Genomic DNA, 17,417 nt, shown 5'->3' on the forward strand with positions numbered 1-17,417 from the left:
TCACAGGACGTACAGCATCGTCCGAGGGACTTGATTATTTGATCCAGCGTCACCGTAAGCCGGAGCCGAGAATCACCTTCGCTTCCTCTCTGGCTTCTTTACAGCGCATGGCGCTCAATGATGTGAGTGATGGGATTGCCAGTGAAGCCAATGAAATCGCAGCCGCTTCACGCATGGATCTTATCATTGATCCGGAGGCGGTTCCTTATTCCGAAGCTCTAGCGAGGTGTTATCCTGGTCATTATCAAGCATGGATGTTTTCCGGTGGAGAAGATTTTGAGCTGCTAGGCACAGTACCGGAGAAGGATTGGGATGTCGTTGAAAAAGCAGCACAGTCCGTAGGTGTCCGTTTGACCAGGATTGGAAATGTGGAGCCTATGAGGTCTGACAGTCCCTCTGTATGGCTCACCAAAGACGGAAGGCGGGAGAGACTTGACGCCTCCGGGTATACACACTTAAAGGAAGAGGGTGAGTAAATGACTGCATTCGAATGGAAAAGCAGTTCAGTAGAAGAAACGAACGATATGGCTGTCCGGCTTGGAGAGAAGCTGACTGCGGGTGATGTACTCACCCTTGAAGGAGACCTCGGGGCGGGGAAGACGACGTTTACGAAGGGACTTGGAAAGGGTCTCGGTGTGAAACGGACCATTAACAGCCCGACTTTTACGATTATTAAGGAATATGAGGGGCGCGTGCCTTTTTACCATATGGACGTTTATCGTCTGGAGGACAGTGATGAGGATCTCGGCTTCGATGAATATTTGGACGGCGGCGGGGTTACCGTTGTGGAGTGGGCCCAGTTCATTGAGGAATACCTTCCAGAAGAGCGACTGGATATCACAATCCGGTACCTGGATGATACCGTCCGCGTCTTTCACTTTGAAACAGCCTCTCCTCGATTGGAACAGGTATGTAAGGAGATTTTGTCATGAATATTTTAGCGATCGATACTTCGAATTACGTAATGGGAGTCGCGGTTCTTAGAGACGGTGAAGTCGCCGGGGAATACGTGACCCATATGAAAAAGAACCATTCCATCCGTCTGATGCCTGCGATTGACCAGGTGATGAAGGACACAGGAATGAAACCGGAAGAACTGGACAGGATCGCTGTCGCTCACGGACCTGGATCCTATACAGGTGTCCGCATCGGACTGACGACGGCGAAAACGATGGCATGGTCTCTTGGAATTCCTGTTGTCGGTGTATCCAGCCTGGAGGCGGCTGCACGTCAGGGAGCCTTTTTCCAAGGATATATCAGCCCGTTTTTCGATGCCCGGCGCGGTTTAGTGTATGCCGGGTTGTATGACAGAGAGATGAACCTAGTGAAAGAGGAGCGCAACCTGCTGATGGAGGACTGGCTTCAGGAGCTGAAAGAGCAGGGAGAAAAGGTGCTGTTTATCAGCCAGGATACAGCTGTGCATAAGGAACGGATCCTTGAAGTGCTCGGTGACCAGGCTGTCATTCCGGCCGCACCTTACCAGTTCGCGAGACCTTCCCTGGTCGCAGCTGCTGGAGCTGACAAGGAACCGGGGCCGCTGCATGACCTTGTCCCGAATTATCTCCGCCTTCCTGAAGCAGAGGCCAAATGGCTGGCCCAGCAGGAGAACAAGTAAAATGGCGTCCGTCCGGCGAATGACCATTGACGATGTCGAAGCTGTGATGCAGGTGGAGAAAGCATCTTTTGCTGTGCCGTGGTCACAGGAAACATTTGAAAAAGAAATGACCGACAATCCATACTCCTTCTACTATGTTGTGGAAGAGGATGAGAAAATCATCGGATATTGTGGATTGTGGTTAATTATCGATGAAGCGCATATAACCAACATTGCCATTCTTCCTGAGTACCGTGGATACAAGTACGGGGAACTGCTCTTCGGGCATACGTGCCGGGAAGCCGTCGAGCGGGGAGCTGTACAGCTTTCCCTTGAAGTCCGTGTCTCCAACATGGCTGCCCAGCATCTATACCGGAAATTCGGTCTTGTTCCCGGTGGTGTACGGAAGAGGTATTATACAGACAATGGAGAAGATGCGCTCGTTATGTGGGTGGGATTAAAATGAACGAAGATCAATACATTCTTGCAATTGAAACGAGTTGTGATGAAACAGCCGTCGCTGTCGTGAAAAATGAAACCGAACTGATTACAAACGTCGTTGCCTCACAAATAGAAAGTCATAAGCGCTTTGGCGGCGTCGTCCCGGAAATCGCGTCAAGGCATCATATTGAGCAGATGACCCTCACGCTTCAGCAGGCACTGGATGAGTCGGGTATGACGATTGATGATATGGATGCGATTGCTGTGACAGAAGGACCGGGGCTGGTCGGCGCGTTATTAGTCGGTGTGAACGCCGCGAAGTCGATAGCTTTTGCCAAGCAGAAGCCACTCGTTGGTGTGCATCATATCGCCGGCCATATCTATGCGAACCGTCTGGAAAAAGAATTTCAGTTTCCACTGCTGGCGCTCGTCGTTTCCGGTGGACACACAGAGCTCGTACTGATGCGCGAGCACGGTTCGTTTGAGATTATTGGGGAAACGCGCGATGATGCCGCAGGAGAAGCCTATGACAAAGTGGCCCGGACGCTGAAACTTCCCTATCCAGGTGGGCCGCATATCGACCGTCTCGCTCATGAAGGGGAAGAAACGATTGATTTTCCACGGGCATGGCTCGAGGAGAGTTCCTACGACTTCAGCTTCAGTGGATTGAAGTCAGCTGTCATCAACCGTCTTCATAAGGCGAAGCAGCGTGGGGAAGAGTTAAAGGCCGAGGACGTTGCGGCCAGCTTCCAGGCAAGTGTTGTCGATGTTTTATCTACGAAAGCTCTCCGGGCTGCGGAGGAATACGGTGTGAAACAGATGATCGTTGCTGGTGGGGTGGCCGCCAACAAAGGGTTAAGAAAAGCGTTGGAGGAAAAATTCCAGAACAGTGAGGCAGAACTGCTGATTCCGCCCCTTCATTTGTGTACGGATAATGCAGCAATGATTGCAGCAGCTGGTGCCGTAGCTTTCAATCAAGGCCATCGTTCCGGCTGGGATTTGAATGCCAACCCCGGGCTCGATCTTGAAAGGTACGGAGCAAGGAAAACAGGCTCTCCTTCCTAAAGGGGAGCCTTCTTTTGTTCAGTTATCCACATGTGTATAAGTTCTTTTTCCAGTAAAAGGCTGTGGGCAAGTAGATATTGGAAAGAAAACGTTACCATTATACGTGGATAAGTACGGGTTTTTCTGTGGATAATGTGAATAACCCTGTTGAGAACTGTAATTACGCGTGTGGATCTGTTGAAAACTTTGTGGATATTGAATAGTGGTTCACAGGGTTATGAGAAGGATCGCAGGTTGTCGGGAATTTTCTCGGCAGTTCATAAAAAAGACCGTTCCTTTTTTATAGTCTAAAAAAAAGCCGGCGCTTAAGCGCCGGCTTTCTTGTTTACTCATGAAGAGCTTCCCATTCTTCCATTAAAGCTTCTAAACGAGCATTCTTTTCTTTATTGTCTTCCGTAATCTCAAGAGAGCGTTCGTGGTCCTGGTAAATATCCGGATCACAGAGCAGTTCTTCGTTTTCTTCCAATACAGCTTCTACTTCTTCGATTTCCTTTTCGATTTCAGCAATCCGGCGGTTTTTCCGGCGTTCCTCACGCTTCGCAGCTTTATCCTCTTCAAAGCTGTTTTTCGGAGGCGCCTGCTTTTCCGCCGGTTTTTCCTGGGCACGTTCGGCTTCTTCCAACTGCTGCAGTTCGTATTCTTCCTGCTTCTTCTCCACATAATAGTCATAGTCCCCGAGGAACAGGCGTGTGTTCTCCGGCTTCATTTCTACGATTTGATCGGCAATCTTGTTGATGAAATAACGGTCGTGGGAAACGAACAGCAGAGTGCCTGGATAATCGACGAGTGCCGCTTCCAGGACTTCTTTACTGTCCAGGTCCAGATGGTTGGTCGGCTCGTCGAGAATGAGGAAATTGGCTTCCTGCATCATCAGCTTGGCGAGGGACAATCGTGCTTTTTCCCCACCACTCAATGCGGAGACCGGCTTCAGCACGTCCTCCCCGGAAAACAGGAAGTTGCCGAGAATCGTCCGGATATCTCTTTCATTTTTCATCGGGTAATCGTCCCACAGCTCATTCAGCACCGTTTTCTTAGACTGAAGTTTGAGCTGTTCCTGGTCATAATAGCCGATCTGGACGTTTGTGCCAAGGAGTTTTTTCCCTTTCGTCCCTTCCAGTTCACCGACAAGCGTCTTCAGAAGGGTCGTTTTTCCGACCCCGTTCGGTCCGACGAGTGCTACAGAGTCCCCGCGGTTCAGATCAAGCGTCAGGTTATCGAATAAATAGGACGAGCTGTCCGAATAGCGGAAGGCATAGTCTCTCAGCTTCAGCACATCATTGCCGCTTCTTCTCGCAGCCTGGAAACTGAACTTCGCTGACAGGTTGTCTTCTTTTGGTTTGTCGAGCTTATCCATTTTCTCGAGCTGCTTGCGGCGGCTCTGCGCCCGTTTACTCGTTGTGGCCCGGACAAGGTTCTTCTGGATGAAGTCCTCCATCCGTTTGATTTCTTCCTGCTGCTTTTCAAAGCGTTTCATTTCCTGTTCGAAGTCGGCTTCCTTTTTCTTTAAATAATCGCTGTAGTTGCCATGATATTTTTTCGATGATTGAAAAGCGATCTCGTATACGGTATCGACGATTTTATCCAGGAAGTAGCGGTCGTGCGAGACGATGACCACAGCACCGGGATAGCCCTGAAGGTAGTTTTCCAGCCAGCTCAGCGTATCAATGTCCAGGTGGTTGGTCGGCTCATCAAGAATCAAAAGATCGGGACTGGTCAACAGCAGTTTCCCGAGTGCCAGCCGTGTTTTCTGACCGCCACTTAATGTAGAAATCGGTGTAGTCCAGTCAAAATCCTTGAAGTTAAGTCCGTTCAATACAGCCCGGATATCGGCTTCATAGTGGTAGCCGCCGGCAGTCTTGAACTGCTCCTGCTTCCGGTCGTAGTCCTTCAGCAGCTGCTGATAGCGGGTCTGATCTTCCACCAGGGCGGGATCGGCCATCTGCACTTCCATGGAACGGAGTTCTTTCTCCAGTGATTTCAAGTGGTCAAAAACCTGCTCCATCTCGTCCCAGATCGACTTTTCGGACTGCAGACCTGTATGCTGCTCCAGGTATCCGACCGATGCATCTTTCGGTTTGAACATATCTCCGGAATCGTAGCTCATCTCTCCGGCCATAATCTTCAACAGGGTCGATTTTCCTGCCCCGTTCCGGCCGACGATGGCAAGCCGGTCATTCTTTTGTACTTCCAATTTAATATTCGTTAAAATCAACTCGGCGCCGAAACGCTTCGTCAGTTGATTCAGCTGCATGAGAATCATGTCGTTTCACCTCGATGAACTAAGTGTATCTTATACGGATACCTGCTAGCAACAGAATGCCCCGTGTGAAAAGCGATCGTTGACGACTCCGGATTGATTTTTTGGTAGAATAAGAGTAGTGTTTCAATCAGAACCATGTAGAAAAAGGGGAACGTGCCAATGGCGGAATTTAGTCATTTCAATGAAGAGGGCCGTGCCCGGATGGTGGATATATCCGGCAAGGAAGATACCGTAAGGACAGCGGTCGCCTTCACAAGTGTAGAAGTGAACAAAGAGATTTATCATAAAATTACAGAGCGGACGATGGAAAAAGGGGACGTTCTGTCTGTAGCCCAGGTAGCCGGGATCATGGCAGCCAAAAAAACCCCGGATTGGATTCCGATGTGTCACCCTCTGCCGTTGAAGGGTGTCGATATCTCCTTTGACTGGGAGCTTGATGGAGAGAAACCGCGTTTGATCATCGAGGTTTCCGCCAGGACGAAGGGAAGCACGGGTGTGGAAATGGAAGCGCTCACGGCTGCATCTGCTGCTGCTCTTACAGTTTATGACATGTGTAAAGCCGTTGATAAAGGGATGGTCATCGGACCGACGTATTTGTCGGAGAAGACCGGTGGCAAAAATGGCGACTATAAACGAACGGATCGGTAAAGGAGGTCGGAGCCATGGATATGGAACAAGCAAAAATTCCACAGGCGACAGCCAAGCGGCTGCCGCTGTATTACCGCTTCTTGAATAACCTGCACAGTCAGGGAAAGCTGCGTGTATCATCGAAAGAGCTGAGTGAGGCGGTGAAAGTCGACTCCGCTACGATCCGCCGGGACTTTTCCTACTTCGGAGCACTCGGGAAGAAGGGCTACGGCTACAACGTGGAATACCTGCTGTCCTTCTTCAGAAAGACGCTCGATCAGGATGAAACGACGAAGGTCGCCCTGATTGGTGTAGGGAATCTGGGAACGGCTTTTCTGAATTATAATTTTACGAAAAACAACAATACGAAAATCGAAATGGCTTTTGATGCCAACGAGGAGCGGGTCGGTACGGAAGTCGGCGGTGTCGAAGTGCACCACATCGACGACTTGGAAAACCAGCTCGGTGACCTTGAGGTGGCCATCTTAACAGTACCGGCATCTGCCGCCCAGGGCATTGCCGAACGCCTTGTAGAAGCGGGTGTGAGCGGAATTCTCAATTTCACGCCGGCGCGGATCAGCGTTCCATCGCGCGTGCGGGTGCATCATATCGACCTTGCGATTGAACTGCAGGCACTCGTTTACTTCCTGAAGCATTATCCGCTGATGGAGGATGAGCCGCTGGATGAAGCATAAAAAAGACTTAGAGCGTCGTCTGCTCTAAGTCTTTTTTATTACTTCGTCGTTTCTTTCCAGCTGTTGTCCATCAGCATTTTACCCGGCCACGTGTAGGCGGTCAGTCCGCCGTCCACAGTAAGATCCTCACCGGTAATGAACGAGCTTTCCTCAGAAGCGAGGAAAAGGGCGGCGGAGGCGATTTCCTCCGGCTTTCCTAACCGGCCCATCGGTGTTACCCATTTCTGCGCCTCCCGGAACTCACGACCTTCCTCTTCTTTTTTCGTACCGGCAAGTTCATCAACGAGCGGCGTTTCAATCGTTCCGGGGGATACGGCATTCACGCGGATGCCCTGACGTGCGTAATCAATCGCCATGGCCCGGGTGAAATTGGTGATTCCGCCCTTGGCTGCGTTGTAGCCGGAACGATCCAGGTCAGCCGCCTGTCCCGACATGGATGATGTATTGATGATCGAGCCACCATTTTCGAACATAAGCGGAAGTAGATATTTACTGACTAAAAAGGTGCCGCGGAGGTCGACAGAAATGATCTGGTCGAACAAATCGACCGGATATTCGTGCACCTTGCCGCCTTCTTCATCGACACCGGCGTTGTTGAAAAGCACATCAATCGTTCCGTACGTTTCCTCTACATAATTGGCAAAGACGCGGACACTTTCCTGCTCGGATACATCCAGGGCGTAGGATTCCGCCTGCCCGCCATGGATGTTGATTTCCTCCACAGTTTTGCGGACATCCTCTTCATCGACGTCAGCACAGATGACGCGGGCGCCCTCCTGGGCAAAAAGCTTCACGGTAGCTTTCCCGATTCCTGTCGCGGCTCCTGTAACGACTGCCGTTTTATTGTTTAAACGTCCCATATGATCTTCCTCCTTTATTCGTCTGGTTGTATGGTACCCAGGGGTTAAAGACTGGAAACATAAGGGAACGCTTACACCGCTTATTTGATGAAAAACAAACTGGAACGGCCGATGGAAGGGTTAATCCGGCTGCGAGGTGGTATAGTAGATAATAGTGTACGAATCGACAGAAAGTGAGGGACATCTATGAGTAAACTGCCGAATAAATGGCTTGTCGTCATATCGGTTTTGTTTGGAACGTTTACCGTCATCTTAAATAATAGTATGCTGAACCCGATTTTACCGCGGTTCATTGAAATCTTTGATTCCAACGCCGTAGCCGTCGGGTGGATTTTAACGATCTTCATGGTCGCCATGGGGATGACGATGCCGCTGACGGGCTATTTCGGAGACCGGTTCGGGAAAAAGAAAGTCTACCTGACCGGTTTGTTTATTTTCATCCTTGGGTCGTTATCCGGATTCTTTTCCTCCACGCTCAGTATGGTGATCATCTCCCGGGCGATTCAAGGAATGGCCGGGGGCTTGATGCTGCCGATCGCCATGGCGCTCATTTTCAACTCGTTTCCGAGACATGAGCGCGGACTGGCCGTCGGTGTATACGGGGTTGCGGCGATGGTCGCTCCGGCGATCGGCCCGACCGTCGGGGGGCTGCTGATCCAGTATGTGGACTGGCCGTGGCTGTTTGCCTTTAACATTCCATTCGGACTGACGGGGCTGATTCTATCCGCGAAGTTTCTGGAGCGGACGGAAACGCATCCGGAGAAAAAGTTCGACCTTGTCGGGTTTCTTATCATTACCTTAGGTATCGGATCCGTGTTGTTTGCGCTCGGACGGGGGCGGACACTGGATAAATTGATGGATCCGCTGAACCTGACGCTCGTGGTGGTCGGCTTACTGGCAATCGTCCTGTTTGTTTTTTACGAAAACCGTCAGGACGACCCGCTTCTCAATTTATCGGTCTTCAAGGTGCCGACCTATTCCGTGTCCATCCTTGTCACCTCGGCTGCATCGATTGGATTATTCTCAGGAATTTTCCTGCTGCCGCTGCTCATTCAAAATGTCTACGGCTTGAATGAAGTCATGACAGGACTGTTGTTCCTGCCGGCAGCCGCGGCGAGCGGGGTGTTCATGTCGATCGGCGGACGGATACTTGATAAAAAGGGACCGAAGTACGTCGTTCCGCCGGGTCTTGCGATTATGGCCCTGGCGACACTGGGTCTTGGGATGCTGAAGCTTTCCACCCCATACTGGATGATTCTCGCCTTGAACACGGTTCGCGGTCTCGGCATGGGGATGGGGAACATGCCGGCGACAACGTCCGGAATGAACGCCATTCCTGAGCATCTGGTCGCACAGGGAAGTGCGATGAACAACATCATCCGGCAGATTTCCTCCTCGCTCGGTATCGTCTTTTTCTCTATTTATTATGAAGTCCGCCGGGCGCAGATTTCCGCAGGAGGAGATATTGATATGCAGGCGGCCACCCTGCAGACATTAAATGAAGCTTTCCTCGTGTCGGCGGTTGTGCTGCTGATTGCGCTGCCGTTTTCCTTTATTCTGAAGGGCGTTCCGGATGAGGATGAAAAGGAAGCATAAATAAAGGGCTTGTTCTCACTTGGAACGTATGTGGATGGTCGTGTTCCGCTTATCGGTGGATGCCTGCCCGCAGGCACGGCCACCTTAATAAACATAAAAAAACGCAGGCATCACGCCTGCGTTTTTCTTATTTCTTCGTATTCTTAATTTTGTTATGAAGGTTGTATAAACGAACGGCCACGGCAATGTTAAAGGTGGCGACAAGCGACAAAATGATCGTCGTTGCATTCCAGATCGTTTCAGCCGCTGCCTGAGCGGCAATATACGTAAAGGCAATCCCTAAGGAAAAATACAGCAGCGCCATGAATAATGGAGATGTTTTCATAAGTTTAGAATAACCCTCCAATGAAGATCGTCTCGATCTGCTCCTGCATCCGGCGGATATCTTCCTCTGTCAAAAAGTACTGGGTTGCGACAACAAACGAGTTCATCGCCATATGAGCCACGATTGGTGTAATAATTCGTTTTGTTTTGACGTAAAGGAAGGCGAATACCACACCCATGGAGAAGTAGACTAACATGTGCTTAAAGTCGAAGTGGAACGCACCGAATACAAGCGCGGAAACAAGAACCGCAAGCAGGAAGTTCGTGCGTTTGTAAATTTCTCCAAAAATAATTTTACGAAAAATAATCTCTTCTGTAATCGGAGCGAATACAACAGGGAGTAAAATGAAAAGCGGGGCTTCCCGGGCAATTTCCATCAAGCCCATCGTATTTTCCGAACCGGCCGGCACACCGAACACCTCACGTTCAATGGTGGCGGCAATCGCCTGTGCGAATAAAGCGAGAAACACCCCGGCGATCGACCAGAGAATGACTTTTCCGGCACCGGCTTTTTCATCGCGTGCGTACGTATTCTGTCTTTCCGGACGGAGCAGCAGCAGAATGATCAATGTCGCGATCGTAAAGCTGACAACAGACCAGATGGCAATCGCGTCAAACTGCTCAAGTCCCGCAGCCATCAGAAGCGGAGCGAATACAACTGTGGAAAGCTGTGTCACTACATAAGTTAAAATGATATACCAATATCGTTTGGGCATACGTTTACGACTCCTTTTATTCAGCAGCAGGAACACTTCCTGCACTACATACTTTATGTATTTTATCACAGTTTCAAAACCACACGTAAGCGATACGCAGGAACGTGCGATTTTTGTCGAAAAACTTGGATAAATTTCTAGAGTTTCTACTTGAAAAACAGTAGTGAATTGATTATGATAAGAATTGTGTTAGCACTCACCTATGTCGAGTGCTAATAAACGACTAAAATCTGAACAACCATATCAAGGAGGGTGTCCTAATTGTTAAAGCCACTTGGTGATCGTATTGTCATTGAACTTGTTGAAGAAGAGCAGACTACTGCAAGCGGAATCGTACTTCCGGATTCTGCGAAGGAAAAGCCGCTGGAAGGTAAAGTTGTTGCTGTCGGTAACGGCCGCGTAACCGAACACGGCGAGAAAGTAGCACTTGAAGTCGCAACCGGCGACCGCGTGATCTACTCCAAATTCGCAGGTACCGAAGTGAAGTATGAAGGCAGTGAATACTTGATTCTCCGCGAATCCGACGTACTTGCTGTCATTCAGTAAATTCTTCAAAATACTTAAACATACGATATTAATGAGGAGGGCATTTTAAATGGCTAAAGAAATCAAATTTAGTGAAGACGCACGCCGCTCTATGCTGCGTGGTGTAGATACATTAGCAAATGCTGTTAAAGTTACACTCGGACCAAAAGGACGTAACGTCGTTCTTGATAAAAAATTCGGTTCTCCACTCATTACTAATGATGGTGTAACGATCGCAAAAGAGATCGAGCTGGAAGACCACTTCGAAAACATGGGTGCTCAGCTTGTATCTGAAGTTGCTTCCAAAACCAACGACGTTGCCGGTGACGGTACGACGACAGCAACGGTTCTTGCTCAGGCGATGATCCGTGAAGGTCTTAAAAACGTAACATCCGGTGCGAACCCTGTCGGTATCCGTAAAGGAATCGAGAAAGCGACAGCTGTAGCAACGGAAGAGCTTCGCAAAATATCCAAGCCGATCGAAGGCCGCGATTCCATCGCGCAGGTCGCAAGCATCTCTGCTGCTGACAACGAAGTCGGCCAGTTGATTGCTGAAGCTATGGAGCGCGTAGGTAACGACGGTGTTATCACGATTGAAGAATCCAAAGGCTTCAACACCGAGCTTGAAGTGGTTGAAGGTATGCAGTTCGACCGCGGCTATGCTTCTCCTTACATGGTCACTGACCAGGATAAGATGGAAGCGGTTCTTGAAGATCCTTACATCTTAATTACAGATAAGAAGATCAACAACATCCAGGAAGTTCTTCCTGTCCTTGAGCAAGTGGTTCAGCAGTCCAAGCCGCTTCTATTGATCTCTGAAGACGTTGAAGGCGAAGCACTTGCTACACTTGTAGTGAACAAGCTGCGCGGTACATTCAACGCGGTAGCTGTTAAGGCTCCAGGCTTCGGTGATCGTCGTAAAGCGATGCTTGAAGACATTGCGACACTTACGGGCGGCCAGGTCATCACAGAAGATCTTGGTCTTGAATTGAAGAATACAACCATCGATCAGCTTGGACGCGCATCCAAAGCGGTCATCACAAAAGAAAACACAACCATCGTCGAAGGTGCCGGAAACCCTGAGCAGATCTCTTCCCGTGTCGCTCAAATCCGTGCCCAGGCAGAAGAAACGACTTCTGAATTCGACAAGGAAAAACTGCAGGAGCGCCTTGCAAAACTTTCCGGCGGCGTAGCTGTCATCAAAGTCGGCGCTGCTACAGAAACAGAATTGAAAGAGCGTAAACTACGCATCGAAGACGCCTTGAACTCTACTCGAGCAGCTGTAGAAGAAGGCATCGTTGCCGGTGGTGGTACAGCGCTTGTCAACATCATCAACTCTGTCGAAGGCCTTGGCCTTGTCGACGACGAAGCGACAGGTGCAAGCATCGTTCTCCGTGCGCTTGAAGAGCCGGTCCGCCAGATCGTTCACAACGCGGGTCTTGAAGGATCCATCATCGTTGAGCGTCTGAAAGGCGAAGAAGTCGGCGTAGGCTTCAACGCAGCCACAGGCGAATGGGTAAACATGGTTGAGCAGGGTATCGTTGACCCAACCAAAGTAACTCGTTCAGCGCTTCAAAACGCAGCATCCGTAGCCGCTATGTTCTTGACGACTGAAGCGGTTGTAGCGGATCACCCAGAAGAAGATAACTCCGGTGGCGGTATGCCGGATATGGGTGGCATGGGCGGTATGGGTGGAATGATGTAATCATGCCCCCATGACCCTTGATATCAAGGGTTTAGCTTCACCCCATAAGTCAAAATGACATACTTTTGACATACCTGGCGGAGAAAACACTATAAATCTAACGAGCCTCTCATAAGTTCACTGAACTTTTGGGAGGCTTTTTCTTCCATGTTTTCAGTAATGTGCGCGTATATATTCATGGTTGTGTTTATATCTCCATGACCTAATCGTTGTTGAATTTCTTTAACTCCTACACCTGCTTCAATTAATAGAGATGTGTGGGTGTGTCGCAAGGAATGTGGGGTAAGTTCCTTATGGATACCACTAATTTTTAATAAACGTCTCATATGGGTGTTTACGGTCTTTAAAAACTCAGGGTATCCAAGGTTCTGAACTTCCTTAGCAAAGACAAAATCCAATTGAGTATATTCGTTCTTCATTTTCTTAATGAGATCATCTTGGTGTTCTTTGTGTCTTTTAAGGACCTCAATAACTCCAGCGTCCATTTTTAGCGTTCTGATCGATCCTTTAGTTTTGGGTGTCAGTAGTTGATACTCTTTTGTTCTATTATTGGGGTTGTAATACGTTTTTGTTACTCTTAAGGTTTTTTTATACATATCTATATCCGACCATTTTAAGGCGATTAACTCACCTACCCTTAACCCACTATAAGCAAGTGTCAAAAACATGGGATAGTCTTTATCAATGCCACTTTCCTTAGCAGCATTAAGAAAACGAATAAGTTCTTCTTTTTCCATAAATTTAATTTCACCTTTACTTCTTTCTACCTCCTCAACGGTTTCCACTTTGCGTGGAATTTTTGCAAAGTCGCAAGGACTCTCCTTAATGATGTTAAACTCCACAGCTTTCCTGAAAACCATTCTACCTGTTGCATGAATACCATCTAGAGTATTAAACGCATAGCCTGCATTATGAAGCGAAGCAAGCATGGCTTGATACTGTTTACGCGTGATATCTTTTATTTTTTTATTTCCGAAGAACCTATTTAAGTGATCCAAGTTATGCTGTCGATTTCTCACAGAACTAATTTTAGCGGTATCACGATAAGTCTTAAGCCACTCTAAAGTAAATTCCTGAAAGGTAATATTTTGTTCTTGAACATATGTGTTTTCAAATACTTCCTTTTCTACTTCAGCTGCGGCCATCTGAGCTTCTTTTTTTGTCTTGAACCCTCCTTTAGATGTAAATTTCTTTTTTCCAGTAGACGAATCTACTCCCGTATATATTTGGAAATACCATTTGTTACCTCTTTTCCGGTAATTAGCCATATTTATCCCTCCTTCCTTAGATTAATCAAATTAGACTTATCCGACGGTACAATTCGACTCTTAATTTTTTCTAAACGCTCAATACAAACTTTTCTTGGAATCATAAAGTCATGTGACAACTGATCAATAATAGCTGGATTTGAAAGGTTATAATCATTAATCATATGAGTGGGGAGCGACGCGTATAGAGTGAAGTGCCTGGCATCCCTTTCCTGAAGTTCATAAAAAGAATAAGGCATGAAAGATTGTCGACCTGCATGCCTCAAAGCATGACAAAGCTCGTGGAAGAATTGCTCTCGTTGGTGTATATAAGGGAGGCGACTATCTAATACGATTTCTTGAAACTTCCCTACCCTCATGTAACTAGCTTGAGTAGGTCTACAAGTCACAAATATTTGGGACTCAGATCCAATGGTGTAAACATTTAAATCGTCCGGATCTGTAAATTTGTGGCTTTTATACCATTGAGTTATTAGGTCTTCTAGAAATGTGGTTGTGTAGTAAGGAAACCTCAAACTAATCACCATCCTTACAAGCATTATACGAACATGTGTTCTATTAATCAATATTTAATTACATTAATTGGATATAAATGCAGGCTTACTGTAAAGGACATTTGGAATTCTTTTTCTGTAAAAGTCTAAAGTATAGTAATTCATCTTCAGAACCATAATGAAATTAAGATTCATAGTTTTGGAGAGTGATAGAAGATGTTCTTATCAGAAGCTTGGGAAAAGTATTATGTCGATAAAAAGATTGAAGGTTATTCGTTGCTAACTTTAAAAACCTATTGCTTACAGTTCAATATGTTGGTGAAATACTTTGGAGACGTTAATACAGAAGAGGTAGTTATTGATCATTTAAAGAGCTACCTGGTTGAGGTGGGTGGACATTTGAAGCCTTCCAGTCTTGGAAACAAGGTTCGGTTCCTTCGATCCTTTTTCAAGTGGCTACATGAAGAGGGTGTTATCAACGAAAATCCAGCTAAAAAATTAAAAGAACCTAAAGTTGGCAAGAGAATCCCAAAATTTCTAACGGAGATGGAAATTGAACAACTTAGAGACTCATGCTTAACTTCCATGGAAAAGGCACTTTTCGAATTTTTTTATTCAACTGGGTGTCGTATCGGAGAGGTAGTGAATCTGAATAGAGAGGATGTCAATTTCTCTGCAAGATCGGTTATTGTAAAAGGAAAAGGAGATAAAGAAAGAGAAGTCTACTTTAGTATTCGTTGTTCTCTATGGCTACAAAGATATATAGAGGAGCGCAAGGATCATGATGAATGTTTATTTATTACCGAGAGAAGACCAAAAAAGAGAATGAGCATTGAAATTATCCGATATATTATTAAACGGATCTCCATTCGCGCTGCTATTAATAAAGAAATACATCCTCATCAATTAAGACACAGTTATGCTACCCACATGCTTAATAATGGAGCGCCAATTGAAGTAATCCAAAGCTTGTTAGGGCATGAGAAAAGTGAAACAACTAAAATATATGCACAATTAAGTGGTAAATTAAGACAGGATTTCTACAGTAAATATTTCTAGAAGGCGTGCCTATTCCAAATGGTGCGCCTTCTAATGTTGTAAGAGAGGCTTGTAGATAAGAGAAGGATTTGAAATAATTGGTATTAAGTAACATCTTGAATATCTCGAAACTGAGTCTTCCAGAAACGGGCAGTTTTCTATAAGACTCAGTTTCGAGATAATACCCAGTTTTGAAACGATTTATATACTCATTCGTATATGGATTAAAACACTTTTTAGGAGTGGTAGTTATCTTAGACCTTGTGGTATTTGTTGCAGTTGCCGTTGGGGGTGGAATAATTGCACTAATTGGGCTTTTGGTCATATTAGGGAGAAAAATTACTGAACCTAATAGAGATTTGAAGCGAAAAGTGGAGCGTCTGGAAAGTGAAGTTAAAAGTCTCAAAGATAAAAGGTAAATTAGAAAGTAGTGGTGAACTAATTGGTAAAAAGCAAATTATTAATTCAAAGTGTATTAGTTCTGCAAATCATATGGTTTGTTATGTTTTTAACTAATTTGCTTGGATACATAGGTTCTAGAAATGAGATAGTACAGGACATCGTATGGTTAGGAATACCGATAATCGGTATTTTTGTTTCATTGAAATTCTTATTTGAGAAACGTTTTACCGTTCTAGGCACACTGACTATAGCTTTATCTTTAATTATTGTTTTCATATGGTTTTTAATATCTGGATTAAGTAAGATGTGAAAATTAATTCCTTTTAAATAACAGGTATCTTTGTTGAAAGTTAGTACGACGACTCAAAATCAAGTCTTTCGGAAACGGGGCAAATCCTAAACCTAATGGTGCACCTTTTATTGAAGGATATTCTTAATTTGGGTCAGCCTCTAATACATATTTTATCAATATTTAGAAACTAATACCTTCCTAAATACGTCTTGATAATAACAAGACTTTTTATAAGTAACTGGAGAAGGGTGGTTTTATTGAAAGAGAACAAAAAGCACATGATTCGGTGGAGAAGCTTTACCGTTTTTTCGTGTACTATAGGATTGCTGGTTGGTATATTTTCAGTTATATCAGATAATTTACCATACTTTGGTGAAAAGATAACGATGATTGAATTTGTCGTATCCTATTTAGCAGTCATGATCAATTCTTTGTCAGTGTGGTTTTCACTAGCGATGGTTGCTGGTTTTTTATTTGCAAGGGAATTGAAAGGATCAGTAATTGTAGGAGTAATCTATACGCTAGCAGCTATAACGTTTTACTTTGTAATTAGCAATTTCTATGGAAGCAACACAGTAACTAGTTCATTTGTAGAAAGAGTACTCATGTATTTGGTGTGGTACATAGTTTCTGCTGTTGGGGGACTGTTAGGTGGAAGTGCAGGATTTTTATTGAAAAAGAACCATTATATCATCCTAATTCTAACTATAGGGTTAATGGTGCAGATAATCATAAATGGGGAAAGTAGTTGGAACAACATGGTTGGGATTGCTCAAAACACAACATATTGTTTAATGCTTGTAAGTACAATTATATATTTAATAATTCAAGGGAAGAGACATAGCTTATACAAGCAAAGCTAAACGGACGAAGTCTACACCTTCTCCAACACACCTTGAATTCGAGTCTTCATGTATAGGGTGCTAAAGTAAAAAAACAGTAAGAAATATCTCGAATCTGAGTCTTACATAAACGGGGGCGCGCGACAAGTTCTGCTATAAGCGTATTTTAGCGTGAAAAGCAGGAAGTTTATTTAACTAAATTTTAACTGTACAACGGAGGATGGGAATGAAGGATCCATGTTTCCCGAAACCATCCCGTCAACACTCCTGCATGCGTTAAGATGGACAGGTCTTAAGGTGTGAAGCACAGGTAGATTAGGCAGAACGAAGGCTGAAGCCATAAAGGTATGCCGACGAATATGCCCCACGGCTGAAAAACTAGATAGGATGAGAATGGTTCTTTGAGATAGGAACTGACGAACTTCCGAAGGTAAGGGTCTATAGTTTCAAACGTAAGGAAACTTACGTGTCATCTTACGATGACGTGAGTGGTGTGGAGTAAAACTGCCCCCTCTGAAAGACGCTATACCGAACCATGGCGGTATCCAGCTCACAGGCTTAAAGGAAGCATCTACGTCTAGTATGGATAGCTATGTTGTATGGTACTTGGAAAGCAAGGAACGTTGAATCAAGGACTGTCACCCGAAACGTTTGCTATAAAGCCATGCTGAAA

Annotated in this window: 19 protein-coding genes (1 of these 19 only partly in view); 13 read left to right on the forward strand and 6 right to left on the reverse strand. The window is 46.0% G+C overall.

The genetic code is table 11. The features are described 5' to 3' along the window. The 5 genes in view from thiL to tsaD are tightly spaced (at most 1 nt apart) and all read left to right on the forward strand, a layout consistent with a single transcriptional unit that may run on beyond the window. A protein-coding gene (gene thiL / locus ACXAD6_RS00770; protein ID WP_474967201.1) for a thiamine-phosphate kinase crosses the window boundary here: on the forward strand, positions 1 to 476 show its final stretch. 511 nt of this gene lie to the left of the window's left edge; 476 of the gene's 987 nt are visible here — the last part of the coding sequence; its start codon lies beyond the left edge, outside the window; its stop codon occupies positions 474 to 476. Beyond that, the gene (gene tsaE, locus ACXAD6_RS00775; protein WP_474967202.1) at positions 477 to 932 is read left to right on the forward strand and encodes a tRNA (adenosine(37)-N6)-threonylcarbamoyltransferase complex ATPase subunit type 1 TsaE; all 456 of its coding nucleotides are present in this window, start codon (positions 477 to 479) and stop codon (positions 930 to 932) included. Beyond that, positions 929 to 1,615, forward strand: a complete 687-nt coding sequence (gene tsaB, locus ACXAD6_RS00780; RefSeq protein WP_474967203.1) for a tRNA (adenosine(37)-N6)-threonylcarbamoyltransferase complex dimerization subunit type 1 TsaB — start codon at positions 929 to 931, stop codon at positions 1,613 to 1,615. Before tsaE ends, tsaB begins: the two co-directional genes overlap by 4 nt. A gap of 1 nt (position 1,616) precedes the next feature. Beyond that, the gene (gene rimI, locus ACXAD6_RS00785; RefSeq protein ID WP_027955823.1) at positions 1,617 to 2,060 is read left to right on the forward strand and encodes a ribosomal protein S18-alanine N-acetyltransferase; all 444 of its coding nucleotides are present in this window, start codon (positions 1,617 to 1,619) and stop codon (positions 2,058 to 2,060) included. Continuing rightward, positions 2,057 to 3,100, forward strand: a complete 1,044-nt coding sequence (gene tsaD / locus ACXAD6_RS00790) for a tRNA (adenosine(37)-N6)-threonylcarbamoyltransferase complex transferase subunit TsaD (RefSeq protein WP_474967204.1) — start codon at positions 2,057 to 2,059, stop codon at positions 3,098 to 3,100. Before rimI ends, tsaD begins: the two co-directional genes overlap by 4 nt. A 325-nt stretch (positions 3,101 to 3,425) precedes the next feature. Here tsaD and ACXAD6_RS00795 read toward each other — a convergent pair whose 3' ends face one another. Then, a complete protein-coding gene (locus tag ACXAD6_RS00795; RefSeq protein ID WP_474967205.1) occupies positions 3,426 to 5,360 on the reverse strand; it encodes an ABC-F family ATP-binding cassette domain-containing protein in 1,935 nt (644 codons plus the stop codon). A 159-nt stretch (positions 5,361 to 5,519) separates the two neighbouring features. Between ACXAD6_RS00795 and moaC the strand changes: the two genes are divergently transcribed. Next, positions 5,520 to 6,008 (forward strand): cyclic pyranopterin monophosphate synthase MoaC, encoded by a 489-nt coding sequence (gene moaC / locus ACXAD6_RS00800; protein ID WP_474967206.1) that lies wholly within the window; start codon positions 5,520 to 5,522, stop codon positions 6,006 to 6,008. Between the two features lie 14 nt (positions 6,009 to 6,022). After that, positions 6,023 to 6,682, forward strand: coding sequence for a redox-sensing transcriptional repressor Rex (locus tag ACXAD6_RS00805; RefSeq protein ID WP_474967207.1), 660 nt, complete (start codon positions 6,023 to 6,025; stop codon positions 6,680 to 6,682). 38 nt (positions 6,683 to 6,720) lie between these two features. Here ACXAD6_RS00805 and ACXAD6_RS00810 read toward each other — a convergent pair whose 3' ends face one another. Further along, a complete protein-coding gene (locus ACXAD6_RS00810) occupies positions 6,721 to 7,542 on the reverse strand; it encodes an SDR family oxidoreductase (RefSeq protein WP_474967208.1) in 822 nt (273 codons plus the stop codon). A gap of 186 nt (positions 7,543 to 7,728) precedes the next feature. On the opposite strand from ACXAD6_RS00810, the gene ACXAD6_RS00815 reads away from it, so the two are divergent. Continuing rightward, a complete protein-coding gene (locus tag ACXAD6_RS00815) occupies positions 7,729 to 9,138 on the forward strand; it encodes an MDR family MFS transporter (protein WP_474967209.1) in 1,410 nt (469 codons plus the stop codon). A gap of 127 nt (positions 9,139 to 9,265) precedes the next feature. On the opposite strand, the gene ACXAD6_RS00820 is transcribed toward ACXAD6_RS00815, so the two are convergent. Both ACXAD6_RS00820 and ACXAD6_RS00825 read right to left on the reverse strand, forming a co-directional pair. Beyond that, positions 9,266 to 9,463 (reverse strand): YdiK family protein, encoded by a 198-nt coding sequence (locus ACXAD6_RS00820; RefSeq protein ID WP_474967210.1) that lies wholly within the window; start codon positions 9,461 to 9,463, stop codon positions 9,266 to 9,268. Between the two features lie 4 nt (positions 9,464 to 9,467). Further along, a complete protein-coding gene (locus tag ACXAD6_RS00825) occupies positions 9,468 to 10,178 on the reverse strand; it encodes a lysostaphin resistance A-like protein (protein ID WP_474967211.1) in 711 nt (236 codons plus the stop codon). A gap of 261 nt (positions 10,179 to 10,439) precedes the next feature. Here ACXAD6_RS00825 and groES point away from each other — a divergent pair, with 261 nt between their 5' ends. Beyond that, positions 10,440 to 10,724, forward strand: a complete 285-nt coding sequence (gene groES, locus ACXAD6_RS00830; protein WP_027955522.1) for a co-chaperone GroES — start codon at positions 10,440 to 10,442, stop codon at positions 10,722 to 10,724. 49 nt (positions 10,725 to 10,773) lie between these two features. Beyond that, complete coding sequence (groL, locus tag ACXAD6_RS00835) at positions 10,774 to 12,408, forward strand: chaperonin GroEL (RefSeq protein ID WP_160839536.1); 1,635 nt, start codon at positions 10,774 to 10,776, stop codon at positions 12,406 to 12,408. 89 nt (positions 12,409 to 12,497) lie between these two features. Here the strand turns inward: groL and ACXAD6_RS00840 are convergent, their stop codons facing one another. Beyond that, positions 12,498 to 13,676, reverse strand: coding sequence for a site-specific integrase (locus ACXAD6_RS00840; protein WP_474967212.1), 1,179 nt, complete (start codon positions 13,674 to 13,676; stop codon positions 12,498 to 12,500). 2 nt (positions 13,677 to 13,678) lie between these two features. Next, positions 13,679 to 14,215, reverse strand: coding sequence for an ImmA/IrrE family metallo-endopeptidase (locus ACXAD6_RS00845; protein ID WP_474970331.1), 537 nt, complete (start codon positions 14,213 to 14,215; stop codon positions 13,679 to 13,681). A gap of 171 nt (positions 14,216 to 14,386) precedes the next feature. Between ACXAD6_RS00845 and xerA the strand changes: the two genes are divergently transcribed. The 3 genes from xerA (at position 14,387) to ACXAD6_RS00860 (ending at position 16,765) form a co-directional block, all read left to right on the forward strand. After that, positions 14,387 to 15,229 carry a site-specific tyrosine recombinase/integron integrase gene (gene xerA / locus ACXAD6_RS00850; protein ID WP_474967213.1) on the forward strand — a complete coding sequence of 281 codons (843 nt, stop codon included), beginning with the start codon at positions 14,387 to 14,389 and terminating at the stop codon, positions 15,227 to 15,229. A gap of 170 nt (positions 15,230 to 15,399) precedes the next feature. Continuing rightward, positions 15,400 to 15,627 carry a hypothetical protein gene (locus ACXAD6_RS00855; RefSeq protein ID WP_474967214.1) on the forward strand — a complete coding sequence of 76 codons (228 nt, stop codon included), beginning with the start codon at positions 15,400 to 15,402 and terminating at the stop codon, positions 15,625 to 15,627. A 730-nt stretch (positions 15,628 to 16,357) separates the two neighbouring features. Continuing rightward, on the forward strand, positions 16,358 to 16,765 hold the full coding sequence (locus tag ACXAD6_RS00860; RefSeq protein WP_474967215.1) for a hypothetical protein: 408 nt from the start codon (positions 16,358 to 16,360) through the stop codon (positions 16,763 to 16,765). Positions 16,766 to 17,417: the final 652 nt, after the last annotated feature.

This window comes from Halobacillus sp. ABH2_015, assembly GCF_056158945.1.